Source organism: Photobacterium gaetbulicola (assembly GCF_003025515.1).
In the GTDB taxonomy this organism is placed as follows: Bacteria; Pseudomonadota; Gammaproteobacteria; order Enterobacterales; family Vibrionaceae; genus Photobacterium; species Photobacterium gaetbulicola.
The window spans coordinates 1-25392 of record NZ_PYME01000011.1 but is presented as its reverse complement, the minus strand read 5'-3'; the positions used below and the strand labels follow the sequence as shown (position 1 = coordinate 25392).

Sequence of the window (25392 nt, the reverse complement as noted above, 5' to 3'; positions counted from 1 at the left end):
GTCACCCGCCGCCGTGATCTGTGCGATTCTTGTATTGGCTGGCAGGCGCTTTTTTATTTACACATAACAAGCTTGTTTATTAACGGAGGAAATAATAATAAGTAAAACTTTAAGTAAAATAGATCGCCGTCACAGTAAAATTTTTCAGTAAAACAATTAATCAAACCGCCTTGAATAACCATCCGGAATGAAGTGAAAAGTAATTCATAACAATCAGTTAAGTTCGGAATCAATATCACAATCAACTTTTTACTAAATTTTGATTTCCTGCAAGCAGATCACTGTTGGCAAAATGGTTTCTTTGTTACTCAAAGAAACTGATAAAAACTGTCGCTGCCAATAACTATGGACTCAGGGTCACGTAATGGAGCCTGTTCATTTTCATTACCGACAGAAACATGCGCCATAGATGCAACAAAACCAACAACAGTTTATTTCAAATGTTACCCAGGCCTTGCTTATGTAACAGCAACCGGCTTGGGCACAGCCCCCTGCATGAGCAAAATATCGCCAGTATATTTATGCAAGTGAAACCACAGGCAAGGTACCAAACGACAGCCGCTGCATGTGCGGTTATTGGAAGTAAAAAAAAGCCAGCTCAATTGAGCTGGCTTCTCTACTCGGTATCCGGCTGGGTAATAACCGATTACTCAGCAAGCATACGGCGGGCTGCTTCAACTACAACCTTGATAGAGCGCGCTTCTGTTTCTTTCAACGTTGCGTGATCCGGAATTTCTTTCTGAGTGCGGTTGATAATAACACCAGCAACACAGCCGGCACGAAGGCCTGAGCTTGCACACATGGTTAGCAGCGTTGCTGATTCCATTTCGAAGTTAAGCACGCCCATTTCCTGCCACTCTTTCATCGAGCCTTGGAAACGACGGACAATACGACCAGAGAATGTGTCGTAACGCTCCTGACCTGGGTAGAACGTATCACTTGATGCGGTTACGCCTGTGTGAACGGTCGCACCATCGGCATCACATGCCGCTTTCATTGCTGTAGCCACATCGAAATCAGCTACCGCAGGGAACTCCATTGGGGCAAAGTGCAAGCTTGCGCCATCTAGACGGACGGAACCCGTCGTTACGATCATATCGCCTACGTTGATGTGCGGCTGGATAGCACCGGTTGTACCGACACGAAGGAACGTACGCACACCCAGCTGTGCCAACTCTTCAACAGCAATTGACGTAGACGGGCCGCCAATACCGGTAGAACAAACAACAACAGACTTACCATCCAACTTAGCGCGGTACACCGTGTATTCACGAGAGCTTGCTAGAAACTCAGGGTTATCCATTAGGTTTGCGATTTTTTCAACTCGTGCCGGGTCACCAGGAATAATGGCTAGCTCTGCACCGTTAAGATCTGCTTTGTTCACACCCAAATGGAATACTGCGTTGTCAGACATAATCATATCCTTTCTATTGTTGCCGCCTGGTAGGGAAATTGAGGCCAGCGGCTGATTAGTTTTGTTTATACCCAAATGGCTTCAACATGAAGATCCCAGCGCTGAGTCAGCTATCTGGTAATCACTTGGGTATAAACCGTTTATTCATAATAAGAGTTCGTAAACACATAATTACGATAGCTGATAAAAATTAGCATTTGAGTGATCACAATCACACTAAGAGAAATTGCATTAATTTCATGTTTCACAATAAAGTGACAAAGATCACCAAAAAACGTTTGCCCGTGCGGCTTATCACACTATTTTTTGTTATTGAGTTAACTGATAATATTTTTTCAATTATTCTCGTTGCCCCGTCAGTATAGTTAACCGCAAGGATGTTAATTGATGATCGACTTCGCCATTTTGGCTGTTTTTATTCCTACTTTCTTTTTCGTCTCGGTTACGCCTGGAATGTGCATGACGCTATCGATGACGCTGGGTATGACGATTGGGGTTCGCAGAAGCCTGCCAATGATGTGGGGGGAGCTGATCGGGGTCGCATTGGTTTCCATCGCTTCTGTGGTAGGTGTGGCAGCCATTATGCTCAACTACCCTGCAATGTTCCTGCTACTAAAATATCTCGGTGGCGGCTATTTGTTCTGGCTGGGGATCCAGATGTGGCGCTCTAGGGGCAAGCTCGCAATTCCGGATAATATCGATGAGGAAGTGGATACCTCTGCGGTCGGATTGGCCATACAGGGGTTTGTTACGGCCATTGCCAATCCAAAGGGATGGGCATTTATGATTTCGCTGCTGCCCCCGTTCATCAATACCGGCAACGCCCTGTTACCACAGCTGTCGGTGCTGATCAGCATTATCCTAATCACCGAATTCAGCTGCCTGCTGCTGTATGCAAGCGGGGGGCGTACACTGCGCCGTTTTCTGCAACAGCGTGGCAACGTACAGATGCTAAACCGGATTGCCGGTTCGCTGATGATGGGCGTCGGCATCTGGCTGGCCGCAGGATAACTCGGCATAACAAACAGGCATCCTGCAAAAGGATGCCCCATCCAATCTCTATGGCTGCTTGCCCGGCTCAAAAATATAGGGTGTGGTTGTTGAAACAAAAACAAAGCCATGCTTTTCAACAATGGGGCGACTCATCTCAGAAGCATCAATAATTAAATATTGTTTGCCCCTCTTTTTCGCTTCGTTGATTCGCTTGTTGAGCAATAACGAATAATGTCCCCTTCCCCGGTATTCAGCGATAGTACTACCACCCCAGATCCCCGCAAACGGACTCTCATCGTTATAAACTATCCAGGCCGAGGTTACCGGTTTGCCGTCATCATACACAACGTAGATAGCGATATTATCCGGGGTTTGGGTCTTCATATTGAGCAGATGGGCATATTGCCAATCGAAATTTCCGCCCCAGACCTGCTCCTGCACGCTGACAGCATCTCTGATCCCTTTGGCATCAAACACTTCAACTATCCGGCTGTCATCAACCTCACGCCCAGAGACGGTTGACAGTTCTAGCGCCATAAAGGATTCTGACTCTTCTTGTTCAAAGCCAAAACTCAATAACAACTCACCAATATTCTGCGGTAAGTCTGTGCAATAAGTCTTCCATTCAAATGCTTTACCCAATTGAGAAAAGTAAGCCACTTCCCGTTCAATAGCAGCCTTGGCAGATTGCTCGTTGAGACCGTAAAAAGAGATGTAACTCCCTTCGGGGTTATCTGAAACAAATTTAATCACACCATCCGTATCAATCACCTTTCCATAGAGATCATTGATAACCTTTCTTTCATGCTTGTTGTAAGCATGCATAACATCCGTTGTGTTCATGACTCCTTCTCTCCCTATTACTGCACCTGTTAAACGATTCAGCATCCTCCTATCATACCAGCCAGCCAACCCGGAAAGAGACACCAACCAAAACAAACAGCACAGAAATCACCGTTACCGGAATAATATGCCACGCCATATCCCACAGATTCGCCTGAGACAATTTCGGTATCACTCTGAACCTTGCGTCCAGCGCAAATATTACGGTTAGCGCTAGCAACAGAAGTTTGGCCATGATCCCATGAGCTAAAGGAATGCTGGTATCAAACCACAAAGTCATATCCGGTAGCATTCTGTATGCCAGCATGAGTCCTGTAACAACCTGGATGATCAACGCTGGCATACCGATTTTTTCGTATACCTGCTCAAAATCCAACAACTGCTGTGGATTGCGATTTTTTAGCACCGACGGCAAGACTACCAGCGACAATACAATATGCCCGCCAGTCCAAATAGTTGCGGCAATAATATGCAATGCTAGTAACAACCCAAACATTCTTCCCTCCATCTTAATCATTGACAGTCATCTTGGGCAAACTATAACACATATAAAAAATACAACTTATAAGTTGCATCACACAAGACCACTAGGAGAGAAGTAGAATGGCCATTTCATTTACCAAGATCTTTAAGAAAGATAACGAAAAAGCCGAAGATAAGACGTTTATTGAGCAACCTGCTTCCAGCGAACGTCAAGAGTCCGAAAAGACTAAAACAACAAAGAAACACGGTGAACCCGGTTTTTGCTGTGGCTCTTGCTCGTAACCAAACAATGCCACCAGGGGGCTATGATGCCTGCACCAGCAAATCTCCCCCTGCCGCTTTAGGGCTTCACTCTGTGAACGGCAGATAGCCTGTTGAAGTAAACCATTACTCCTTACCGGCTTTTCCTTTGAAGCCCGAATGTAGCGCCTTCGCCTTGGTTTTGGCGCCATCCTGATAGGCTGTGAAAACATCGGTCTCTTTATGCCCGGAAAGATACAGCCAGCCGTGTATCAGTGACGTAAAAAAGGAAATCACCACAATAAATACCGGAACAATACCGAGCCCGCTAATATTAAATGTCGCGAGTCCGATGAAGAAAATGATTGCTGAAACAATGGCGATTGTCTTATTTTTTTCTGTTTTCATCATTAGTAGCCTCCATGAAAGGTGATAGGCAAGAGTAACCGCTTTCGCTTACGCAGTTTATGAGGCCAACAACAATTAGCGAAATTGAGCTACTTTCCTCTCCTTAGCAATTAGAGTGAACACAATTGGGATAGCCTAAACCCAGCGCCGTACTTGCTGACAGTACCGGCGGTACTCTGCGCCGAACAGCTCGGCCAACAACCGCTCCTCTGGCAATATTTGAAACTTCGTCATATAAATGACGAATCCGACAGCCGCCAACACGGCCGTAACCACTGTGCCCACTATCAAGCCAACACCCAACAGGGCAATAGCCATGGCAAGATACATCGGGTTTCTTGAGTACCCGAACACACCGGAAGTCACCAATGCATTGACATTATCAAAACGGCAGGGATTAACCGTGGTCTTGGCCCGCCTGAAGGTCATCGTTGCTGACAGTGCTATCGCCATTGCGATGGCTATCAGAAGACTGCCTGCCCAAAAGCCTTCGTTATCCAGTTTAATCGGGTAATCTGCCGGCAGTAACATCGCGGCCGCAAAGATATTGAACAGCAATAACGGCGGGATCTTTAACTCAAGCATGGCTCCTCTCCTTGGACTTGGTGATAATTGCATTTGTCGCTTGAAACAGCTATCAGCGTACGTTGATGTTTGGGGACACTTACAAGCCATGGTACTCAAACTGTCAAAAGGCACCCGAGGGTGCCTTTTGACTATCATTACCGGTTTAGTCCTTAAGCTTGAACTTCAACAGACGCAGCGCATTGAGGGTGACCAGCGCGGTTGCCCCACTGTCGGCCAGCACCGCCACCCAAAGTCCCGTCATCCCCAGCAAGGTGGTGATCAGGAAAACCCCTTTCAGACCCAGCGACAAGAACACATTCTGCTTGATATTGGCCAGCGTTGCTTTCGACAACGCGATCATCATCGGCAACTCAGCGACACGGTTATGGGTTAGAGCCGCATCGGCCGTTTCCAATGCCACGTCGGTGCCCCCACCCATCGCAATACCAATCGACGCCGTTTTCATCGCAGGCGCATCGTTAATGCCATCGCCAACCATAGCAACGTTGGTACGTTGGTTGGCCAGCTCGACATGCTTCACTTTATCTTCAGGCAACAGTCCCGCCTCAAAGGCAATCCCTATTTCACCGGCAATCGCCGCCGCGGCACGCGGGTTATCACCAGTTAGCATAACGGAGTGGATGCCCATCGCTTTGAGTTGCTCTACCGCCTTGGCACTGTCCTCGCGCAAGTTGTCACGCCAGGCAATCAACCCGACAGGTTGCTGGTTACGCAACACGACCACCAAGGTCTTTCCTTGGCCTTCCAGCTCATGGGCTTGCTCAGCCTGCTGCACGGTCAGCGTAATGCCCTGTGGTAGACGGTCGGCAGCTAGCAGCATCAGGGTATCACCCTGACAATTGCCCTGGATCCCGCGGCCCGGCAACGCTTGGCGCTCCTGCGCTTCTTCAACATTCAAACCGCGCGCTTGAGCAGCATTGACCACCGCTTGTGCCAGAGGGTGGGCTGATCCCATCTCTACCGCAGCCGACTGGCGCAGCAAGCGGGCTTCATCGCCATCCCAGCTGACAATATCCGTCATCACCGGTTTTCCTTCGGTCAGGGTACCGGTCTTGTCGAATGCCACCGTTTCAATCTTGCCTAACTGCTCGAGGGCAGCCCCACCTTTAATCAGAGCACCTCGACGTGTTGCCGCCGCCAGACCTGAAGTAATTGCGGCCGGAATGGAAATTACCAAAGCACACGGACAGGCAATCAGCAATAGCGTGAGGCCTTTGTATAACCACTCGTCCCACGCCTGCCCGAACAACATCGGTGGAATGACGACCACCAGAGCGGCCAGCACAATCATCGCAGGGGTATACCAGCGGCTGAACCGGTCGACAAAGCGCTCCAGTGGAGCCTTGCGCGATTCGGCATCCTCAATCAAATGCAAGATGCGGTCGATGGCATTCTCGCCCTGCTCGGAAATAATCCTCAGGCGCACCACTTTATCGGCCACCAAAGCACCAGCCATCACCTGCTCACCAGGTAAACGCTCTACCGGAACGGATTCGCCGGTCAAGGCACTTTCATCAAAGCTGGCCGCCGCATCCATCAGCTCGACATCAGCGGGCAACCGGCCGCCCGGAGCAACTTCGATAATATCGCCAGGTTTAAGCTCACTCGCCGAGACCTGCTCTTTGCGACCGTCCGGCAATACTCGGCTGGCTTTTTCCGGCACCAAGGCCATCAGTGCCTTCACCCCACTTCTGGCTTTCGCAGACGCGTAACCTTCGAGTTGCTCACCAATCAAAAACAGCAGCAACACCATCGCCGCTTCCGCCATTTCCCCCAGGTACAGCGCGCCGATAGACGCCACGCTCATCAGGGTTTCGATGGAGAATGGGGTGCCACTCTTGGCCAACCTGACGGCCTTGCGGGCGATAGGGAGCAAACCCACCAGCGTCGTTGCGGTAAAGGCAGCTAACCCCATGGCTTGAGACTGCTGGTTGAGCAAAAAAGAAACCAGCATCATCACCGCTATCGTCAATACGGGCAGGATCTCCCGGAATAAACCCATCCGCTTGCTGTCTTCAGGTGTATTGTCAGTGGTATAGAGAATAAAGCCTGCTTCGCGGGTTTTCGCTACAATATCCTCTGACATCGCTGCTGATTGGCAGTTGACGATCAACTTTTCAGTGGCAAACATCACTTTCGCCGAAGCAACACCCTCTAAGCCATTAATGGCCCTTTCAAGTTTATTAGCACAACTCGGGCAGTCCATGCCTTCGACTTTCCAACTTAACGTCGTGCTATGAGGAGCGGGAGCAAGGTCATCGGGGGTAGATTCATCCGTCGCTGAACTATCACAGCTACCTGAGCTGCAACATGACGATTTGACCGCTGCCTCTGCGGAAGTGATTTTATTAACTGAACACCCTTTGGAGGCTCCGGAGGCAGGATCGTCATCGCCCGGCGACAGCTCTGATTCTTGCGATGCTGAAGGGGATGGCGTGGATTGGCAACTGCCAGAAGTGCAGCACGGCTCTGGGCTGTTATTTTCAACCACAACGGATGGCTGGCCAAAGCTGGCAGCTTTGTCCGCATGAACATGTAACTTCTTATTATTGCATTGGGCGCACATGGCCTTCTCCTTTTCGTTATTGATAGTGATTAGCATCACCATACTGTAACTATAAACCTTGGAGCTAAGTCCAAGGTCAAGTCGTAAGATACATAAAGTGCCCCACTTGCTTGCAATAAACAAAACCACTAATTGGCTATGGACATCTCCCTCTCATGTTATACCCTCTGCCCTCCTATTCTCCTATACCCAGCACCGACTATGGCCAAAAAACCCGATCGCCGCACGGCGATGCAACTGATCATCGAACAAGTAAAGCAAGAGCTGCCATTGTATGATCCCGATACCTTTGTCTGCGGCCCGGACAACAGTTGTATCGGCTGCCCGAAAAAGCTGATGGAGTTGCTGGAGTCGGAAGTCTCTTACTGGGAATGCGTACTTGAAAGAGGCGAGTCGCCGGACTTTGACGATATTTCGCGTTTTGGCAAGATGTGCCGCAATATCAAGCGCGGCTTGGTCAGAAACAATATTGTGGCGGCTTAAATATACCCAAGCGACTTCAAGATACAAAAAGCAGGCACAAAAGCCTGCTTTTTAGTTTTACTAGCCCTTGGCTAAGCCTTTAGCTAAAACCTTAACTTAGGCGCCTAAACACCACGCCGTTATCAAGGATTTCCATCCACGGCTGGTAATCCATCCCCATGTCAAAGATGTATTCAGTAATCAGGCTGCGTGCCGTGGTCAGCAGGCTATCGGCTTTCCAAGGCTTCTCGAAATAGCTCTCGATGCGGGCGCGGTTTATTGCCGCAATGGTGTCCTGATGGGTCGCCTGTCCGGTCAGCAAGACCTTCTTGGTTTTGTGGAAGCGGCTATCCTGTGAAACCTCAGTCAGCAACTCGACCCCGGTTTTGCCCGGCATAACATGGTCTGAGATCACCAAAGCAATGAACTCGCCTTCGGCATCCAGCTCGTCCATCAATTCAAGCGCCTCATCCGCCGATTCACAGTCTTCGACATGAAAGAAATCATTCAAAGGTGATAAATCTTTCAATACAGCGCTTAGTACTTCCCTCTGATCATCGACACAGATGATGTTTAGTTTTTCCATAACCATTCCCTTACGCGATTGGCAGTTTGATACGAAATTTTGTTTTCTCCAGGTCGCTCTTCAGTGCAATGGTGCCACCATAACTGTTGACTATCCGCTGTACTATCGAGAGGCCCAGCCCTAATCCGAACGACAACCCTCCTTTCTTGGTGGTGAAGTTGGGTTGAAACACTTTGCGCCGCGTCGCTTCATCGATCATCGGCCCGTTGTTGCTGATGGTGATCAGCAAGCGGTTTTTCGAATGGCGCGTGATGATCTCGATCTGCGGCTCGGCCGTATGCTCCATCGCATCACACGCATTCTTGATGATATTGACCCACACCTGCACCAGCTCGGTTGTGCTCGCGGTCATCGTGGGTAGCACCGCCGGGCGCAGTACCACATTGACCCGCCTCAGATTGCTTTGCAGCAACGCCAGGGACTTGTGGATCGTATCGTTAACATCAACCTCGGGCTGGCGCGCATTGTCTGTGCCACCGAGCTGTTTCACCGAGCGGACGATACTGGCGGCATGCTTGGCAGCCAGCTTCATATCATGCAGGTCGCGGCCGATATCCCAGTACTGCAAAGCGTCGTCGAGATTATCGAGCCAGTAATCCGGAATGTCCCCTTCCGGTACTGCCCGGGCCAATTGCCTGGCCTGATCCCGCTGGAGCGTCAGATCTTGCTCTAGCTGCTTGGCGCGCTTGCGGGCCTGTGCCGAGGTAACAGCCTGGCCATCGCAAATCCCCAGATCAAGAAATGGACTGACTTCCGGCTTGTTTTCTTCCAGGAAGCGACAGATCCCCTGCTGCAAGCCCTCGGTTTTACTGCTTAGCACCCCAACCGCATTGTTGAGTTCATGGGCTATGCCAGCAGCCAGCTGGCCCAAGGTCGTCATCTGCTCCGCAGCATAAAGCTTTTGCAGCGCCTTCTCTTTCTCAATCGCCTGCAACCCGGTCATCATCTGGCGCTGGGCCAGTTCATGGACCATAACCGGCATGAACTGCTCAGCCAACGAGCCGAAAGTTTCGGGCTCGACCGGCTGGGTTTTGAGATCGATCCAGGCGATTTCGCTGTCTTTTTCCGCCACCACCGTGGTCGACGCCATCAGTGTCTGGGCAAAGAAACTGTGGACACCGAAAAACATGCCCTGCTCGACCCTGAACACTCTTGCCGTTACATCGGCTTCGTTCTTGAGGTAGCCAGACAACTCGCCTTTTTTCACCCAGTACAGTTTGTCGTTGTATCCATCTTGGACCAGCACCTGGGTGCCGGCCTTAACCGCTTCGGTCCGGGCGGGATCACGAAAGTACACATCAATGATCCGCTGCATGGCTTTAGGTTGATGCATGGCGACTCTCTTAGATATGGTCAATCAGGTGAAGAAGCCAAATCATGGCAAAGCTCAGCACCACACCGACAACCCCGATGATCACCCCTACACGGGCCATCTGGTTACTCTGGACATGACCAGTGGCATGCGCCAGGGCATTCGGCGGGGTACTGATTGGCAAGGACATCCCCAGCGAGGCTGCGAAAGTGACCACCAAAATCAGGGTGATCTCACCGCCAAGCGGAACCAGCGAGACCATGGAGGTACCCAATGCCGCCATGATCGGCATCAGCAAGTTGGCCGTTGCGGTGTGCGACATGAAGTTAGCCATGACCAGACACAGCAGCGCCGAGCCACCAAGGACGATGTATGGCGAGAAACTATCGAACGGGATGCTGTGCACCATCAGTCTGGCCAGTCCGGTCTGATCCAGCGCCAAGCCGAGGGCAATCCCCCCCGAGACCAGCCACAGCACATCCCACGAGATCTTTTTAAGATCTTCCTTGTTGATAATACCGGTTAGCGAGAACACCGCCACCGGGATCAGGGCAACGGTATATGAGTTCATGCCGTGGGCCGATCCCATCAACCATAAAATGATCGTCAGGGCGAAAGTCACGTAAACTGTGATCGCCTTCGGTGTCATCAAGAACTTCCCTTTGATGGTCAGCTCGATTTTTTCCTGTTTGGCCGGGTAAAGCGCATTGATCAGCACCCAGGCAAAAACCAGCATCACCGCAACAAACGGCACACCGAAGAACATCCACTCACCGAAGGTGATCATGTTGTCGCCAGTCAGGTACTTCAAGGCAATCGCATTGGGCGGGGTACCGATTGGAGTACCGATACCACCGATGTTGGCAGCTACCGGGATACACAGAGCAAAGGCGATTTTGCCCGGGTCCTTGGCGCCAAACAGGGCTATCACTGGGGCCAGAATCGACAGCATCATGGCCGTGGTCGCCGTATTCGACATAAACATGGAGAAAATGGCAGTGATCAGCATCAGGCCAAACATGACGTACTTAGGCTGGGTACCGAAAGGCCTTAGCAACACCCGGGCCAAGTTGACATCGAGGCGGTATTTGGTGGCAGCCATGGCTAGGAAGAAACCACCGAGGAACAGCATAATGATCGGGCTGGCAAAGGTTGCCATAATATCACTGTAGTTCAGTAGCTCACCAAAATGCGGCTGTCCTTCAGCGCCCCGGAACAAATACAGCCCTTTGTCGGAGAGCAACATAAGCTCCAGCACAATTATCACCACCGAGGTGGCATAAATCGGGATCGGCTCCAGCACCCAGCATAAGGCTGCTAGCAAGAAGATCGCAATAACACGCTGCTGTACAACGGTTAGTCCTTCGACAGGAAACGCTGATGCCGGCAGCATCAGAATGATGAGTGGAATGAGAACGGGTATGATCACCCTTAGATATTGACGCATGTTTACATTATTCCCTTAAAACACAAAATCTTGTGTGCCTGTCACTGCCAGAAACCACTTTTCATCAATAAAAAGCCCGCAGCAACAGCAGCACCGGCAGCGATTCTGTCTACCGGTAAAAATCCAGATAAAGTGATTGTGCGTCTATGGGTAGGAAATTTCACCGGAACAGATCAATAAACCAGTGAAATATAACTCTTTTTAACAATTGACTTACTGAAAAACCAAACTCAGGCCTTGGTATCGCTCGCCAAGCTCTCCTCTATGACATCTTCATGTCCCATATAGGTCCGTGACGAACAGAACGGGGTCAGTGGCACACTCGGCTCTAGTATTTCCGGCTCTGCCTCCTGCTGCTCATGTTCGATAGCCATTTTTCGGACCTGGCTGACCACCAGCAGGCCGCTGACGATCCCAAATACAATCGTACCTGCCGCCTGTCCAATCAGCACCCCAGCCGCCCCGCCAAGGTTCCCCCCGATCCAGACAAACGGAATCGTCCCCAAGGTCGCCTTGCCCATATTGAGCATGGTCGACCAGGTCGGGCGATTGAGGTTGTTAAAAGCGGCATTGGCGACGAACATCGCACCATTGAAGATAAACGTAATGGCGATGTAGGTACAAAATACCGAGATCAGACTTGCAGCTTCCGCTTCCAGACTGAAGATAGCAACCAACCAATCCTGCACCAGCCAAAGCAGGATAGAGACCGCGACACAATATCCCGTCACGAACTTAAGCGCATCGGACAGCGAGCGCAGGATGCGATCCCAGCGGCCGGCGCCAAAGTTTTGCCCGATGATAGGGCCGATAGCCCCGGATAACGAAAAAACCAGAGCAAAGCAAACCGGCATAATCCGGCCAATTACCGCATAGCCCGCAACAAAACTCTCACCAAACTGGGCGATATTGCTGGTAACGATAGCGTTGCCGATCGGTGTGGCGGTATTGGTTAGGATTGCCGGAAAGGCAATCGCTGAGACCGGGAGTACCGAAGAAAAAAAAGCGCCGAGCCGCGGGCGGGCAAGCAAATCATGGTGGATAATCACAGCATGGATCGAGAATATCATCACAGCCACCCGCGCTAACACAGAGGCCGCAGCAGCCCCTTCAACGCCCATTGAGAAGCCAAAGATGAGCAGGGGATCAAACACCGCATTGACCCCTCCCCCGATGATCGTGGCATACATCGAACGCCGGGCATCCCCGACTCCTCTGAGTGCCGCACCAGCGGCCATCGACACCGCTACCACCGGCGCACTGGGCATCAGTATCGTAAGATAATCAGTCGCCGCCTCGGCAACCTTCCCCTTGGCTCCTATCATTGCCAACAGCGCTTGCAGGTTGCTAAGCATAAAGAACACCAGCACCGCGCTGAAAATAACGGCAAAAATCATGATGTTTATTGTCATCACCCGAGCCTGCTCAGGCTGGTTGGCCCCCAGCGAACGCGACACCAGCGCCCCCATAGCAATAGACGTACCGATAGATGCGGAAGTCGTAAAAAACACCAGTGTCCCAGCAAAACCAATCGCCGCAGCTAATTCGACTTCTCCCAGCAAGCTGATGAAAAACATATCGAGCAGATCCACCAGAAACAGGGCCATCAGGCCAACGGCACCGGTACTAGACATCACCACAATATGCTTCATTGGTGATCCGGTGACAAACTTGGCCTCTTTTTTGGGTATTTGTCGTGATATGTTCGCTTCTTGATGGGATTGGCTTTGTCTAGGCACAAACATTCCTTGTGAGGGAGATACGAAAAAGGCGCTCGAAGCGCCTTTCTATGTTCTTTACAGCTTCATCGACTAAACCGGATGCTTGAAACAATCTACGATTTGGTTACTTATGGCTGTCAGCACATCGCGCCTTGTGATCACCCCAACCAGACGGCCATTGTCGACAACCGGATAGATTTTCGGCTTCTGCCCGGCCATGATGTCGGCCAATTCGATAATTGAATCCTCAGGCGACACGGTCAGCACATCTGGCCGCATGCATTCTTCAACCGTGTGCGTGTCCTGGCAGTAATACCCTACCTTGAGTAGCTTGTGGATCATATCCTGCTCGGAAAGGAAGCCCACGACATGATGGGTCTCATTAACAACCGGACCACCAATTTGTTTTGACGATAGCAGTTTGTCCAGTGCCTTAGAAAGAGACATTTTGGGTTCGAATGTCACCGGACGTACATTCATATAATCCTTCACCTTCAACGACTCCATACATCCCCCTAATTCATGTTTGCTGGGGCAATTCGCCTCGTAGCTAACTGCCCAGACCGTAATTTTTCAAATTGGTGGTCCCACTCCGGGCTCACCTCCTTTTGATATAAGTGTCGTCTATTTCCTTGAAATTACTAAATTGAAATGAGCAATTTTATCAATAGGCATGGCCTATCTTGGCGTTAACCCGCTTACCCGCACAGGATTGAGGAAGATTTGAAACAAAAAAACCGCCGTTGATAACGGCGGTTTTCGAACTAGCACACGCAACAGCAAGTTACATGAAAAGCATAAACAACATCGCAAATGGCAGTTGATCCCCGTTTGATAGGACCACCTTGTCACCCTCGATCTGCATATTTAGCAGGTAGTGGGTGGCATTGCGCTCGACAATCGCACTCTGCTCCAACATATCGACACGCTCATTAAGCAGCGGATCCGCTTCGACCAGATCCACCGGCAAGCTAAGGTGAAGATCTCCCCCAAGCTTCTCCGCAATCTGGCCAATATTCTGGGAAATATTGCTGATCCCAGGAGCGACAGTCATGTTCAGGCGGCTGGTGACCTGTCCTTCCGGAGCTAATACGCTCAAATCGTTAATAGAAAATGTCAGGCCCTTGGCTACCAGCGTATCCAGTGCTGCAGAGACTTCCATCGCCTGTTGTTCGGTGAGTGGCTCGTCCAAGTCATCCGTCATATCCCCCAAACGGCTCAAGGATGGATAATCCAGCTCAGAGAAGGCCATTTGAAAATTGAAGTTACGGTATTCGCTGCCGTCTAGCATCACAACTTTGCCAACCTTGATATGGTTGGAATTCGATAGCTGTACCTCAGGCTTCTCCTGCCCCTCTACCGCATCAGGCTGGATAAGCACATTTTCCATCCCTATCGCCAGTTGGGCCACGTCCAGGCTCTGCTCTGAGTTCAAGTCGACAAACCGCACCTCATCCAGTGTCAGAGCCTGATCACCAATCCAGAACTGGCCGTCCAAGTAGCCCTTTCCGCCGCCTTTCAACCCTTTTAACACCATCTCTTCGCGGGCGACTGTTGCCAGGCTGGCAGAAGGAAGCTGGTAATGAAACTCGCCAGCCCCCTTGGCGTTCACCGTACCCTGCATGACAAATGAAGCCAACGCAACACTCGTGCCATTGACTTCTTTCTCGCTGATCGGATTAATCTGGAAGGTAAAATCCGTCTTGCGCGTCAGCGCGGTGTTGGTGGTGAAGGTGATCGGTGAGATCCCTTCTCCCCACAACGCCTCTGTCATCGGCTTAAGCGCATCGTCCACCACCAGCTCGCTGGTCGAGGAGACTCCCATAAAGCCATGGCTTACGTGGTGTTTGACAAACCAAACAGTCGGCAGACCTTCATCTTCAAATAGAAATTTCAGCTCATCCTTTAGCTCGATTTTTGATACCGCCTCAGACTTGAGGTATCCCCGCTGATAGGTGTCATTGGACACGGCAAGATACGGATTTTCATACTGCCCAAACGTATCGAGATAAATACGCTCGCCAATTTGCCCCGTGGCAAACGGCCAACACAGTGCCACAGCCACTGCACCACCAACGGCACCAACTTTTCCTAGCATTATTTTTAGGTCCCAGATCTGAAGATGAAAGACTCAGTCTATCATAGCTTGCTGAACAATAAATTTATGCATTGATTTTCTAGGATATTTTACTTGTTGCTCCCGCAAATCCGCTCACAGTCACACCTTGAACATCCGGTAATAATATTCTCACGCGATTGCAAGGTGGCTCTCAGTCCATAATGACGAACTCTTATACACTTATTTATAAAGTATCTAAACATAACAGCCATATAGCAATATTTTGACGTGTTTTACTGACCCCGTCGCCTGCACGTACTTGGGGTCAGGCTATCTGAGCAAGAAGGGTGTAACGGTGAATAATTTTGCGATTGTCTGTCTGGATGACGATCCCCTTGTAGTTGAAAAGCTCAATCGAGATTTGGCAGATTTTGCCTCTCTTTTTGACATCTACAATGCCTATAGCATTACAGAAGCCAATGAGATCCTTGATGATATTGCGACTAACAACCAGCGAGTCGCCATGGTGATCTGTGACAATGAGCTGGGCGAGGACAAGGGGGTCAATTTTCTGGTCTCTCTCGATCAGTACCCTGCCAGCAAACAGGCACGCTCGGTGCTGCTCAATGACATGCCACAGCTTGATGCCATCATGCAGGCAGTGAACGAGGGCCGCCTGCACTATTGCCTCACCAAACCCTGGAATTCGCAAGAACTCAAGCAAGTGATGCTCAAGGAGCTGACGCAATTTGTCTTGAAACATCCCGATGAAGACTGGCTCAAGTACAGCCAATTGCTTGATCACCGCCGGATCCTCAATGCCCATATCGAACGCCAAATGTCACGCTTCCGGTCGGGGTTTATCCAGCATAGCCATAGCCTTGACGACACCAGCCTGGCCAAACAGGTGATTGATGCCCTGCACGATTTTTTCGCCAGCAAAGACGAAACCCGCGCCTGCCGCAGCTACAGTGCCGACCATATCCTAACCCAGGAGGGCGAGCCGAATAACTTCCTCTGGTTCATCACCAGCGGCGAGGTTGCCCTGTACAAAAAAGATGAACATGGCTGTCGTCATGAGGTCGTCAGGGCCGGCCCCGGCCATCTCGTTGGCGGTATGTCATTTATTTCCGGCGAAAGCTCCTTCTCTACCGGTGTGACCTTGTGCGCTACCGACGTGATCAAGCTCGACCGGGCGCTGTTCAACAAGGTGATGAACTCCCGCAGCGAGCTGCTGCCTCTTTTCACCAACCTCCTGCTGCGTAACTTCAACCGCCGCCTCAAAGGAAGTATCCAAACCGAAATGCGACTGCAGCAGACCTTGAAGTCACTCGATGAGGCTTACCATCAGCTGGTCGAAAAGGAGAAGATGGCGATGTTGGGCCAGTTGGTGGCAGGCGTGGCCCATGAGCTCAACAACCCGGTATCGGCGATCCTCAGGGGCAGTGATACCCTCCAGCAGACCATTGGCTATATTACCAAAACCGCGTTGAGCCATGAAAACCAAGACCGCGGCAATGACATTATGCATCAGGCGATGCGGTCACGACCATTGTCCACGTCGGTGGCCCGCCAGCGGGCCAAGCGGCTCACCGGTTCACTCGGCGACAGGCAGTTAGCCCGCAAAGTCGTTCAGATGGGGATAGATGACGATAGCCACCTTCAGGAATGGTTGCTCCCGCAAAAGAACAACCTGCCGCAGGTGTTGGCCGAATGGGAGAATTACTACCAGATGGGTAACTTCCTGCGCTCAATCAATGTCTGTGCCCAGCGAATAGCGGATCTGGTCAAAAGCCTGAAAAGTTATGCCCGGCAAGATGATGAGTCGATACACTTTGTCGATATCCATGAAGGATTGGAAGATACGCTGGTGATCTTCGATAACAAGCTCAAGCGACACCACGTTATCAAAGAATACAGCCCGCTACCGCCAATACAGTGCCAGCCTATCGCCCTGCAGCAAGTGTGGACCAACCTGATTTCCAATGCCCTCGACGCCATCGACGAGCCCGGAGAAATCAAAGTCATCACCCGGCAGGTAACCATGGAGCAGGCCGGCCAGCAAGCTATTGAAGTTATTGTCGAGGACAACGGCAAGGGAATTCCGCCAGAGCAGCAGGAAAAAGTCTTTGAACTAAATTTTACCACCAAGCGAGAAGGAAACTTCGGCCTTGGCATTGGATTGTCTGTCTGCCAGCAGATCATCCACCAACACAATGGCAGTATCAGGGTCGAATCCGAACCTGGATTGTTTACCAGAATGATAGTCACGTTGCCTTTGGATGAGGCAGCTAAGGAGAGCCTATGAACAAGTACCTGATCCTTTGCGTTGATGATGAGCGGGAAGTGCTCGATAGCGTGCTTAATGATCTACGTGCGCTGGAAGAATATTTTGTTATCGAAGCCGCTGAGTCGGTTGATGAAGCCAAAGAAGTGCTCGCTGATGCTGTTGCTGACCACATGCCGCTGGCACTAATCCTGTGTGATCACATCATGCCCGGCGAAACCGGCATCGATTTCCTGATCGAGCTCAAGCACCAGGAAGAATCCAGCAACGCTCGCAAAGTATTGCTTACTGGTCAGGCCGGCCTCGAGGAAACTGTTCAGGCTGTAAACAATGCCAGCCTGGATTATTACATCGCCAAGCCATGGAACGGAGACCAGCTCAAACAGATCGTGATCGACCAGCTGACCACCTTCGTGATCGACAACGAATCTGAGGCCGAGCTGATGGCATGGATGCAGATCCTCGACACCAACCGGATCATGGAAGCGCTGAGCCACCGTCGGTTATCGCTATCAGACATATAACCCTACAACCTCAATTGTCATACAAACCTTTTCGGGACAGGGCGAAAGTGTTATCTTGGTCACAAAGCCACAAGACCAATTACACTAATCCAAGGCAAACGCCGAGGTAGAGTTTCCCCCGAAAAGGTGATCCATGAAAGTTGCAGTCTTCAGCACCAAAAAATATGACCAGAACTCCTTCGAGCTGATAAATCAACACTATAACCATCATCTCGACTTCTATGATTTCCGTCTAACGCCTCAAACCGTCAAAATCGTTCAGGGCTACGACGCCGTATGTGCTTTCGTCAACGACGACTTGAGCCGACCAGTGCTCGAAGCGCTGGCAGCAAACCAGGTGAAGCTCATCGCCATGCGCTGCGCCGGTTACGACAAGGTCGATCTTGAAGCAGCAAAATCACTCGGCATTCAAGTCGTCCGTGTTCCCGCTTACTCCCCTGAAGCCATTGCCGAGCATACCCTTGGCCTCATGCTCAGCCTCAACCGCCGTATCCACCGTGCCTACCAGCGTACCCGGGATGCCAACTTTTCACTGGAGGGCCTCACGGGCTTCAACTTCCACGGTAAAACTGTCGGGGTGATAGGCACGGGGAAAATCGGCATCGCAACAATCCGTATCCTCAAGGGGCTAGGCATGAATATTCTCGCCTACGACCCATACCATAACCCCGTGGCGATTGAGCTGGGTGTCGAATACACCAATCTGGATGAAATCTACCGCCAGGCCGATGTCATCACTCTGCATTGCCCGATGACTGATGAAAACTACCACATGCTCAATGCCGAGGCGTTTGGCAAAATGCGCGATGGGGTGATGATCATCAATACCAGCCGTGGCGAGCTGCTCAACTCGAAAGATGCCATCGAGGCATTGAAAAATAGCAAAATCGGCTCCCTGGGGATTGATGTCTACGAAAATGAAAAAGATCTGTTCTTCGAGGACAAATCCAACGATGTGATTAAAGACGATGTCTTCCGTCGTTTGTCAGCTTGCCACAACGTACTCTTTACCGGCCACCAGGCTTTCCTTACTGAGGAAGCCCTTGGCAATATTGCCGATACCACCTTGAACAATATTAAGCAGTTCGAGCAGCAACATCGGTCGGGAAATGAATTGATCTAAACTCTTTTATTACAAAGACAATTGCTTACATTCAACGACACCGCACCATGGGCAAGGGAGACCGTGCCCATGACGGTTTGAGGGCGTTGGAGCATACGATCATAAAATTTTACCAATTATGTCCACTTATATGCCTATTTCCTTAGAAACAAGACAGCAAAATTCTTTAAAACTGCTATGAACACTGGCTATTGTCCATTAAAATAATCCAATTATGTTTAGCCCATTGGACAAATTTGTCATGCGTAAAATCCTCATTGCTTCAGGTCTTGTCCTGGCATCTGTTTCAGCGGCTCAGGCAAATGCCCAGCCGACAATGAGCAATTTCAGCTACGACTATGCTGAGGCTCGTATTGGTATTAGCCCGCTGACTTACGGTGCTGGTTTCAGTACGTCTATTCACCCGAATGCCCACATTACTGGTAGCGTCGATACCGAATTCGACAGTGACTGGGATGCGGCACTAGGGGTAGGTTTCCACGCACCAGTCAACAACTGGGCCGACATTACGGGTGAGATCAAAGCCCGCAGTGCTAAAAACAAAGGAGCACTGAAAAGCTCCAGCGGTAAATTTGGTGTTGAAGTCAACTTGGGTGTACGCCAGTGGCTAGGTCCACAGCTAGAAGTTGGCGGTACCATCGGTCACCTGAACATTGATGATTACGAAGAAGTGATTGGTAGTGTCTACGGCCGCTTCCATGCCACAGAGCTATTCTCTGTCGGCGTAACCGGTCGTTTCAACGAGCTATATGGTGATCAGGTCATGCTGTCGACTCGATTCAAATTCTGATCGGCACATGCCCCCTAAACGCCCTGCCGCTGCAGGGCGTTTTGCTATTTGGCCTTTAACTTTCACCCCGGATTGCTATTGCACTTCTCCAAGCCAATCAATAAATGCCTTCACCCTGGGTGAGCTTGCCATTTCCTTGCGACATACCAAAAAATAATGTTGGGGGGATGGAACCGACAAGGTAAAGGGGGTCACCAAGCGCCCTGACTGGAGCTGCTCGGCAATAAACGACGCCCGTCCAATCGCCACGCCAATCCCCCGCTCTGCCGCCTGCAATGCTAAATCAGCTCGGTCAAACGTACAACCGGCTGCCGGCAGGACAACACCATTTTGCTGGGCCCAATATTGCCATTCATCGTTTTTCCCCGCTCTGGCCCACGGCGCGGCATCGTGCAGTAGCATGCAGGATGACAACTTGGCAGGGTTACCGTATAAATCATGTTGCTCAGCATACTCATGGCTGCAGACCGGAACCATGCTTTCATCCATCAGCTTGACGACATGTAAGCCTGTGTATTTACCATTGCCAAAATATATCGCGCAATCAAAGGATTCGGTGTGGAAATCCACCAGCTCATTGCGGGTACGCAAGTGAAAACGCAATGCCGGGTATTTTTCCAAAAAGCTATTGAGTCTTGGCAGCAGCCAACGCTGAGCAAATGTTGGCGGCACCGACACATTGAGATCACCACTTAACTCAAGCGTTCTCAGGTCTCTCAACTCATTGGCAATATCACCAAAATTAAGCGCCAAAACTTCTTTAAGTCGCTTGCCTTCGTCGGTCAGGGTCAGCTTTCTCGGCTGGCGGATGAACAGCTTTACCCCCAAGGAATCTTCCAGGTTTTTGATTTTGTGGCTTACTGCACTCTGGGTCAGGCATAAAATCTCAGCCGCCCGAGTAAAGCTCATTTGATCGGCAGCAATAAGGAAGCAATGGAGCCCTGAAAGTACAGGCCCCGTCAAACGTGGTAGTCGCATATATCTTTGAACGGCATGGGATTATCATCACATGATATACCCAAAAACGATCAGATTCCCCCCAACGTTTTCCCGGAAGGAGAAAATAAAAAAGCCACTTCGAAAAAGTGGCTTTTTGTTAGCAATGAAATAATGTGGTTCACTTATTCCACATCACGTAATAAGCGCTGTTTTTGATCATCTTTTAATAATGTCCAATGGCAACCGTCAATCGCCCCGGCAAACATCCATAGCAACTTCACGTCTAGATCTTTGCCTTGGCTATGACGCACTTTGCGAAAAACCTCCACCGCGCCGAGAGAGACGAAACTGGTGACATCCGGCACGCCCGCTTTTTTCACCATTCTCTCCAACGTCAGGCGCATGTTTGGCAAATCCCTGATCCTTTTGCTTTTTCCTGACATTTTATAGTTTTTCTCAGAGGTAGAAATAGCAATAGACTGTTTAACCAGCCTTGAGCAAAGCGCCAAATTCTGCTGATAGACTCGAGAAACATCATAATAATTCACGACGGCCGTGGTACTGCGTTTGATATGCCTAAACCTCTCACAGCCCAGCGAAGTCAACTGTTGGTCTAGCTCACCACCGCCTCGAAGGAATAACGCTCCATCGGTGATGATGGCATACATGGCACTGTCGATGAAAATACCTGTACCGCCAAACATTGAGCGTTTTTCAAACTCACCAAATTCGCGTAAATAATTAAATATCTCGTCCCTGAAACCTAGCACAATTATTCTCCCATTAAATGGTTAATGGCTTATATTTTTTGCCGTCATCAAGCCTGACAGCATCATAGAAATGACTTTGACACAGCCAGAAAATAATCGCCACATATGAAACAGCGAACATTTAAAAGTGAGAATTTAGACATATTACGAGATGAAAATTAAGCGAATTGTGGCAATTTCGACCACATTTGTATGATGGTAAAACCCGATGGATCTCCCAAAATATGCAGTAACCACTATCTTTATTCTTATCACTAACTTTTACACAACGGGTATTCTTTTAGGCCATAGCATGAATAAGATCGCCCTCTATCCATCAAGTACCCACCTTTTACCAGGAGGACGGGCGCCCTTTACGCTGATAGAGAAGCGTCATTTGCGGATGCTGAAAGAATCGCTGACTAATGGCACTCCATTCGCCTTGTGCATGATTAATGAATCAGAGGAATTGAACGAGCTCAAGCAGATCCCAGCTATCGCAACCCTGTGTGAAGTTATTAATTTTGATCAGAATGACTCCGGGCTGCTATCCATTGTGGTAGAGGGGACACAAAAAATCCGTCTGAGCGGAATCAGCGTTGACAACGACGGTTTGATGCAAGGTGATGCAACCTTGTACCCTAACTGGCAATCAGCTCCCCTCGCTCAGGCCGACCAAGAACTGGCAGAGAAACTCAAACTGTTTTACCAAACAATGCCCGAAATTGGTGCCTTATACCCCGCCCCCTTGTGGGGTGATGTGTCCTGGGTTTGCCAAAGGTGGATTGAAGTTTTGCCGCTGGAAGCTCACTACAAACAACTGTTGATCGCACAGGATACAGCTAAATTAACCACTCGCTTCCTGCATAAGTTATTCCATTCGCCTGAAAATTAACCACCTGGACAATAAGTACCGAAATTATGAAGTTGGATCTATCTATCCCTTGTCAGTCCCGATAGAATAGCCTAGTCCAGACTTTTCATAATATAAAAATGACTCACGTATCTTTTTTTTGGTTAAGACCTGAAAACGACATGATAATCAAGGGATTGGAGTCAGAATTTTGCTCTCTGGTTAAATCGGCAGTCCAAAAAGACCGGCTTATCCTTCCCCCTATCCCGTCTGTTCTCAATAAACTTCAACAGCTTTGCAATGATGACGAAACCACGGTGCGCAGTGTTGCAGACTTGCTAATCGATGATCCGGGTATTACTGCTTACATCGTGAAAATATCCAACACGATGATGTTCAATCGGCGCAATGTGGTATGTCATGATATCTACACAGCCGTTAGCCGACTGGGCATTTTTCGGGTAAGGGATATCATTACCGCCAAGGCTATCGAGGAGCTTAAACTGCGTTACCACTTCAGCCAGGAATGTAATCAGTTGCTCAAGCAAAGTGCGATACGCTCGCGGCAGTTAGCGGCCACCATGGCCCTGATCAGCCATGGCCTGGCCACTCACGAAGAGCTTCCCAAAAAAATCGAGCCGGAAAAAGCTCTACTGGCTGGACTGTTTGCTGACATTGGCCTGTTTAGCCTAATCCACGAATATCAGGCTTACCTCGATAGTGGTAACTATCTCGACATTGATATCGCTAAATATGTCTTCCAGCACAGTTGTCAAGAGGCGAGCAAGGTCATCCTCAAGCACTGGGGCTTCGACGATGACTATCTCGAAGTGGCAACCAACCAATTGTTGCGCAGCCGCTCCTCCAATGACGACACCGGCTATCTTGACGTCGCCCGTATGGCCCATCATTTATTAATGTTCAAAAGCAATGACGATGCGATCGACGAGCACCATGTCGAACTTGATCTTGCCGGGGCTGAAGTCATGTATGAACTGACCAACCTACCCTCGCAGGAATTCAACCAACGCCTCAAAACGGTTATCAGTAATAGCGGCCTGTAAGCAACCGACACTCCTGCCTTTCACTGCCAGTGATGATAAATGCATAAATTGGCTGAGAATGAATATTGACCCATTCTCAGCCAACCTGATAAGCTGCTGAAAATAGTGAGCTTGATCACCATGCTATCTACTAACTGACTGTACGCGGGTTTATGGATAATCCCGCCTGTTGCCCCTCTGACATTAAAAAGGACCACCATGTTCTCTGGCATGCTTTATATCTTCCTGCCGCTGATTATCGGCTACCTCATCACCGTCAAAAAGCCTTCGGTTTTGGATTTTATCAATACCCAAACCAGCCGTTTGGTTTTGGTGATCCTGACCCTGATGGGGCTGAGCTTGGCTGGCTTGGACAATATTGGACAAAACCTCAACCAGATAATTACTTATACATTGGTATTCTTTTTGATCATTAGTGCCTGCAACCTACTTGCGTTGCCCTTGCTAGATAAGTTAATGCCAACTGAAACCGAGCATGGTCACCAGACACTCCCGCTACGTGATATGGTCATGGAGTCCATGAAGCTGATCTTTGTCGTGGCCGGTGGGCTGATTGTCGGCTTGGTGACGGGTATTGATCTCGACTGGGTCGATCAGGCCAGTGAAGTCATTCTGCTGCTGTTGCTATTTCTGATCGGGATCCAGCTCAGAAACAGCGGTATGACGCTTAAGCAGATTCTGCTCAATAAAAAAGGCATCATCATTGCTTTGACGATCATCGCAACATCTTTGCCTGGTGGCCTGATTGCTGCCTGGCTGCTCGACCTACCCTATAACCAAGGCTTAGCAATGGCTTCAGGCTTTGGCTGGTACTCTCTGGCAGGTATTCTGATTGGTGACAGCCTCGGCCCTGTAATGGGCGGTGTCGCCTTTCTCAATGAGTTGTTGCGAGAACTGGTCGCCCTGAGCCTGATCCCAATGATGATCAGTCGCTACCCGAGTACTGCCATCGGCTATGCCGGTGCCACTGCGATGGACTTTACCCTGCCGGTGATCCAGAACTGCGGTGGGATCCGCTGCGTCCCCATCGCCATTGTCAGCGGCTTTATCCTGAGTTTGCTAGTACCGGTGTTGATGCTGTTCTTTTTGTCGCTGTAAAAGCAGGAAGAGCAGGAGCCTAGGCCCTAGGTGCAGGGTAAGAGCCAAATAGATCCTAGTTCCTGGAACCTAGATAAGAGTAAGAAAAGCAAAGCGAGAGTCTGAGGCTCTCGCTTTTTTTGTTGATACCGAGTTCCGAGAAAAACGGTCCTAGGTTCTGGGTGCTTGGCCCTAGATAGGAGCGGAAAGCTCCTTGAGGCTCTGGGGTTTATAGCCTTACCTTGCCGACTTCATTGATGGTGATAAAGCGGTATTTTGGGTAGTAGACCCAATAGGTACTTTGCTCTACTGAATCCCTGGCAAGCTGAAGCAGAATCTCTTCTCTCTTGGTGTAGACCACTATATCGAAACGCCCTTTCGGATGTGAATTTGACCCAATAACATATTTGATATTAGTTAGCCTTTCAGCCATTAAATTACGGTTGAAGGCTTCATCAGATGAAATACTGTCAATCCCATCAGCAAACCGGCTTCGAAGCTCAGCTCGCCCGAGCTGAGGCAAGCTCACCATCAAGGCCAACGCAATAACAAGGTTCAGCACCATCACAAGCATGATTGTTGGATTTAACCGCTTGGTAAAGATCACCGTCAGGATAAACGCGATGCTTGATAGCAATACTCCTATTCCAGAAGCAGTGAACACTAAGTCCAATACCTTCAATAACATCCCCCCCCTGAGCCTTGTTGAATCTGACCTAGCCATAGCCTCATAGAACCATAGAACCATAGAACCATAGAACCATAGAACCATAGAACCATAGAACCATAGAACCATAGAACCATAGAACCATAGAACCATAGAACCATAGAACCATAGAACCATAGAACCATAGAACCATAGAA

Annotated in this window: 24 protein-coding genes and 1 pseudogene; 10 read left to right on the top strand and 15 right to left on the bottom strand. The window is 49.8% G+C overall.

Going from position 1 to position 25392, the window contains the following annotated elements:
- Nucleotides 1-646: 646 nt before the first annotated feature.
- A complete protein-coding gene (gene udp, locus C9J03_RS11260; protein WP_044623778.1) occupies nucleotides 647-1414 on the bottom strand; it encodes a uridine phosphorylase in 768 nt (255 codons plus the stop codon).
- Nucleotides 1415-1801: 387 nt separating this feature from the next.
- Here udp and C9J03_RS11255 point away from each other — a divergent pair, with 387 nt between their 5' ends.
- On the top strand, nucleotides 1802-2425 hold the full coding sequence (locus tag C9J03_RS11255; RefSeq protein WP_044623779.1) for a LysE family translocator: 624 nt from the start codon (nucleotides 1802-1804) through the stop codon (nucleotides 2423-2425).
- 48 nt (nucleotides 2426-2473) lie between these two features.
- On the opposite strand, the gene C9J03_RS11250 is transcribed toward C9J03_RS11255, so the two are convergent.
- Both C9J03_RS11250 and C9J03_RS11245 read right to left on the bottom strand, forming a co-directional pair.
- Nucleotides 2474-3295 carry a GNAT family N-acetyltransferase gene (locus C9J03_RS11250; RefSeq protein ID WP_231580679.1) on the bottom strand — a complete coding sequence of 274 codons (822 nt, stop codon included), beginning with the start codon at nucleotides 3293-3295 and terminating at the stop codon, nucleotides 2474-2476.
- A gap of 7 nt (nucleotides 3296-3302) precedes the next feature.
- A complete protein-coding gene (locus C9J03_RS11245) occupies nucleotides 3303-3746 on the bottom strand; it encodes a CopD family protein (RefSeq protein WP_044623781.1) in 444 nt (147 codons plus the stop codon).
- A gap of 107 nt (nucleotides 3747-3853) precedes the next feature.
- Here C9J03_RS11245 and C9J03_RS11240 point away from each other — a divergent pair, with 107 nt between their 5' ends.
- Nucleotides 3854-4015, top strand: coding sequence for a CCGSCS motif protein (locus tag C9J03_RS11240; protein WP_082060648.1), 162 nt, complete (start codon nucleotides 3854-3856; stop codon nucleotides 4013-4015).
- 105 nt (nucleotides 4016-4120) lie between these two features.
- Here the strand turns inward: C9J03_RS11240 and C9J03_RS11235 are convergent, their stop codons facing one another.
- From C9J03_RS11235 to C9J03_RS11225, 3 genes are all read right to left on the bottom strand, one after another.
- Nucleotides 4121-4384: a hypothetical protein gene (locus tag C9J03_RS11235; protein ID WP_044623782.1), complete on the bottom strand. Its 264-nt coding sequence runs from the start codon at nucleotides 4382-4384 to the stop codon at nucleotides 4121-4123.
- Between the two features lie 132 nt (nucleotides 4385-4516).
- Nucleotides 4517-4966, bottom strand: a complete 450-nt coding sequence (locus tag C9J03_RS11230; RefSeq protein ID WP_044623783.1) for a methyltransferase family protein — start codon at nucleotides 4964-4966, stop codon at nucleotides 4517-4519.
- 145 nt (nucleotides 4967-5111) lie between these two features.
- Nucleotides 5112-7535 carry a zinc/cadmium/mercury/lead-transporting ATPase gene (locus tag C9J03_RS11225; protein WP_044623784.1) on the bottom strand — a complete coding sequence of 808 codons (2424 nt, stop codon included), beginning with the start codon at nucleotides 7533-7535 and terminating at the stop codon, nucleotides 5112-5114.
- Nucleotides 7536-7736: 201 nt separating this feature from the next.
- On the opposite strand from C9J03_RS11225, the gene C9J03_RS11220 reads away from it, so the two are divergent.
- A complete protein-coding gene (locus C9J03_RS11220; RefSeq protein ID WP_044623785.1) occupies nucleotides 7737-8018 on the top strand; it encodes a hypothetical protein in 282 nt (93 codons plus the stop codon).
- A 91-nt stretch (nucleotides 8019-8109) separates the two neighbouring features.
- Here the strand turns inward: C9J03_RS11220 and C9J03_RS11215 are convergent, their stop codons facing one another.
- From C9J03_RS11215 to C9J03_RS11190, 6 genes are all read right to left on the bottom strand, one after another.
- Entirely contained in the window at nucleotides 8110-8583 is a 474-nt protein-coding gene (locus C9J03_RS11215) for a response regulator (RefSeq protein ID WP_044623786.1), read from the bottom strand.
- 10 nt (nucleotides 8584-8593) lie between these two features.
- On the bottom strand, nucleotides 8594-9916 hold the full coding sequence (locus C9J03_RS11210; RefSeq protein ID WP_044623787.1) for an ATP-binding protein: 1323 nt from the start codon (nucleotides 9914-9916) through the stop codon (nucleotides 8594-8596).
- Nucleotides 9917-9926: 10 nt separating this feature from the next.
- Nucleotides 9927-11342: an SLC13 family permease gene (locus tag C9J03_RS11205; protein ID WP_044623788.1), complete on the bottom strand. Its 1416-nt coding sequence runs from the start codon at nucleotides 11340-11342 to the stop codon at nucleotides 9927-9929.
- A 230-nt stretch (nucleotides 11343-11572) separates the two neighbouring features.
- Entirely contained in the window at nucleotides 11573-12994 is a 1422-nt protein-coding gene (locus C9J03_RS11200) for an MATE family efflux transporter (protein ID WP_162845557.1), read from the bottom strand.
- Between the two features lie 159 nt (nucleotides 12995-13153).
- The gene (locus tag C9J03_RS11195; RefSeq protein ID WP_044623789.1) at nucleotides 13154-13570 is read right to left on the bottom strand and encodes a CBS domain-containing protein; all 417 of its coding nucleotides are present in this window, start codon (nucleotides 13568-13570) and stop codon (nucleotides 13154-13156) included.
- A 277-nt stretch (nucleotides 13571-13847) separates the two neighbouring features.
- The gene (locus C9J03_RS11190) at nucleotides 13848-15161 is read right to left on the bottom strand and encodes a DUF945 family protein (protein ID WP_044623790.1); all 1314 of its coding nucleotides are present in this window, start codon (nucleotides 15159-15161) and stop codon (nucleotides 13848-13850) included.
- Nucleotides 15162-15477: 316 nt separating this feature from the next.
- Between C9J03_RS11190 and C9J03_RS11185 the strand changes: the two genes are divergently transcribed.
- The 4 genes from C9J03_RS11185 (at nucleotide 15478) to C9J03_RS11170 (ending at nucleotide 19846) form a co-directional block, all read left to right on the top strand.
- A complete protein-coding gene (locus C9J03_RS11185; protein ID WP_044623791.1) occupies nucleotides 15478-17430 on the top strand; it encodes an ATP-binding protein in 1953 nt (650 codons plus the stop codon).
- Nucleotides 17427-17933 carry a response regulator gene (locus C9J03_RS11180; protein ID WP_044623792.1) on the top strand — a complete coding sequence of 169 codons (507 nt, stop codon included), beginning with the start codon at nucleotides 17427-17429 and terminating at the stop codon, nucleotides 17931-17933. The genes C9J03_RS11185 and C9J03_RS11180 overlap by 4 nt, the downstream gene beginning before the upstream one ends.
- A gap of 133 nt (nucleotides 17934-18066) precedes the next feature.
- Nucleotides 18067-19056: a 2-hydroxyacid dehydrogenase gene (locus C9J03_RS11175; RefSeq protein ID WP_044623793.1), complete on the top strand. Its 990-nt coding sequence runs from the start codon at nucleotides 18067-18069 to the stop codon at nucleotides 19054-19056.
- Nucleotides 19057-19297: 241 nt separating this feature from the next.
- A complete protein-coding gene (locus tag C9J03_RS11170) occupies nucleotides 19298-19846 on the top strand; it encodes a hypothetical protein (RefSeq protein ID WP_039459018.1) in 549 nt (182 codons plus the stop codon).
- A 75-nt stretch (nucleotides 19847-19921) separates the two neighbouring features.
- Here the strand turns inward: C9J03_RS11170 and dsdC are convergent, their stop codons facing one another.
- A complete protein-coding gene (dsdC, locus tag C9J03_RS11165; protein WP_039459021.1) occupies nucleotides 19922-20824 on the bottom strand; it encodes a DNA-binding transcriptional regulator DsdC in 903 nt (300 codons plus the stop codon).
- Nucleotides 20825-20967: 143 nt separating this feature from the next.
- Entirely contained in the window at nucleotides 20968-21555 is a 588-nt protein-coding gene (locus C9J03_RS11160; RefSeq protein WP_044623794.1) for a TfoX/Sxy family DNA transformation protein, read from the bottom strand.
- Between the two features lie 208 nt (nucleotides 21556-21763).
- Here C9J03_RS11160 and C9J03_RS11155 point away from each other — a divergent pair, with 208 nt between their 5' ends.
- The 3 genes from C9J03_RS11155 to C9J03_RS11145 all read left to right on the top strand — a co-directional run bounded on the left by C9J03_RS11155 (nucleotide 21764) and on the right by C9J03_RS11145 (nucleotide 24549).
- The gene (locus C9J03_RS11155) at nucleotides 21764-22429 is read left to right on the top strand and encodes an LON peptidase substrate-binding domain-containing protein (protein WP_231580680.1); all 666 of its coding nucleotides are present in this window, start codon (nucleotides 21764-21766) and stop codon (nucleotides 22427-22429) included.
- Between the two features lie 98 nt (nucleotides 22430-22527).
- Nucleotides 22528-23451 (top strand): HDOD domain-containing protein, encoded by a 924-nt coding sequence (locus tag C9J03_RS11150; protein WP_044623795.1) that lies wholly within the window; start codon nucleotides 22528-22530, stop codon nucleotides 23449-23451.
- 198 nt (nucleotides 23452-23649) lie between these two features.
- The gene (locus tag C9J03_RS11145) at nucleotides 23650-24549 is read left to right on the top strand and encodes a LysO family transporter (protein WP_044623796.1); all 900 of its coding nucleotides are present in this window, start codon (nucleotides 23650-23652) and stop codon (nucleotides 24547-24549) included.
- A 208-nt stretch (nucleotides 24550-24757) separates the two neighbouring features.
- On the opposite strand, the pseudogene C9J03_RS11140 reads toward C9J03_RS11145, so the two are convergent.
- Nucleotides 24758-25392, bottom strand: a pseudogene (locus C9J03_RS11140) (hypothetical protein); the annotation flags it as partial.

Excerpts from the sequence above, each read along its gene's own strand:
- udp (WP_044623778.1), bottom strand. The coding sequence starts at position 1,414 with ATGTCTGACAACGCAGTATTCCATTTGGGTGTGAACAAAGCAGATCTT.
- C9J03_RS11255 (WP_044623779.1), top strand. The coding sequence starts at position 1,802 with ATGATCGACTTCGCCATTTTGGCTGTTTTTATTCCTACTTTCTTTTTC.
- C9J03_RS11250 (WP_231580679.1), bottom strand. The coding sequence starts at position 3,295 with ATGCTGAATCGTTTAACAGGTGCAGTAATAGGGAGAGAAGGAGTCATG.
- C9J03_RS11245 (WP_044623781.1), bottom strand. The coding sequence starts at position 3,746 with ATGTTTGGGTTGTTACTAGCATTGCATATTATTGCCGCAACTATTTGG.
- C9J03_RS11240 (WP_082060648.1), top strand. The coding sequence starts at position 3,854 with ATGGCCATTTCATTTACCAAGATCTTTAAGAAAGATAACGAAAAAGCC.
- C9J03_RS11235 (WP_044623782.1), bottom strand. The coding sequence starts at position 4,384 with ATGATGAAAACAGAAAAAAATAAGACAATCGCCATTGTTTCAGCAATC.
- C9J03_RS11230 (WP_044623783.1), bottom strand. The coding sequence starts at position 4,966 with ATGCTTGAGTTAAAGATCCCGCCGTTATTGCTGTTCAATATCTTTGCG.
- C9J03_RS11225 (WP_044623784.1), bottom strand. The coding sequence starts at position 7,535 with ATGTGCGCCCAATGCAATAATAAGAAGTTACATGTTCATGCGGACAAA.
- C9J03_RS11220 (WP_044623785.1), top strand. The coding sequence starts at position 7,737 with ATGGCCAAAAAACCCGATCGCCGCACGGCGATGCAACTGATCATCGAA.
- C9J03_RS11215 (WP_044623786.1), bottom strand. The coding sequence starts at position 8,583 with ATGGAAAAACTAAACATCATCTGTGTCGATGATCAGAGGGAAGTACTA.
- C9J03_RS11210 (WP_044623787.1), bottom strand. The coding sequence starts at position 9,916 with ATGCATCAACCTAAAGCCATGCAGCGGATCATTGATGTGTACTTTCGT.
- C9J03_RS11205 (WP_044623788.1), bottom strand. The coding sequence starts at position 11,342 with ATGCGTCAATATCTAAGGGTGATCATACCCGTTCTCATTCCACTCATC.
- C9J03_RS11200 (WP_162845557.1), bottom strand. The coding sequence starts at position 12,994 with ATGAAGCATATTGTGGTGATGTCTAGTACCGGTGCCGTTGGCCTGATG.
- C9J03_RS11195 (WP_044623789.1), bottom strand. The coding sequence starts at position 13,570 with ATGGAGTCGTTGAAGGTGAAGGATTATATGAATGTACGTCCGGTGACA.
- C9J03_RS11190 (WP_044623790.1), bottom strand. The coding sequence starts at position 15,161 with ATGCTAGGAAAAGTTGGTGCCGTTGGTGGTGCAGTGGCTGTGGCACTG.
- C9J03_RS11180 (WP_044623792.1), top strand. The coding sequence starts at position 17,427 with ATGAACAAGTACCTGATCCTTTGCGTTGATGATGAGCGGGAAGTGCTC.
- C9J03_RS11175 (WP_044623793.1), top strand. The coding sequence starts at position 18,067 with ATGAAAGTTGCAGTCTTCAGCACCAAAAAATATGACCAGAACTCCTTC.
- C9J03_RS11170 (WP_039459018.1), top strand. The coding sequence starts at position 19,298 with ATGCGTAAAATCCTCATTGCTTCAGGTCTTGTCCTGGCATCTGTTTCA.
- dsdC (WP_039459021.1), bottom strand. The coding sequence starts at position 20,824 with ATGCGACTACCACGTTTGACGGGGCCTGTACTTTCAGGGCTCCATTGC.
- C9J03_RS11155 (WP_231580680.1), top strand. The coding sequence starts at position 21,764 with ATGGATCTCCCAAAATATGCAGTAACCACTATCTTTATTCTTATCACT.
- C9J03_RS11150 (WP_044623795.1), top strand. The coding sequence starts at position 22,528 with ATGACTCACGTATCTTTTTTTTGGTTAAGACCTGAAAACGACATGATA.
- C9J03_RS11145 (WP_044623796.1), top strand. The coding sequence starts at position 23,650 with ATGTTCTCTGGCATGCTTTATATCTTCCTGCCGCTGATTATCGGCTAC.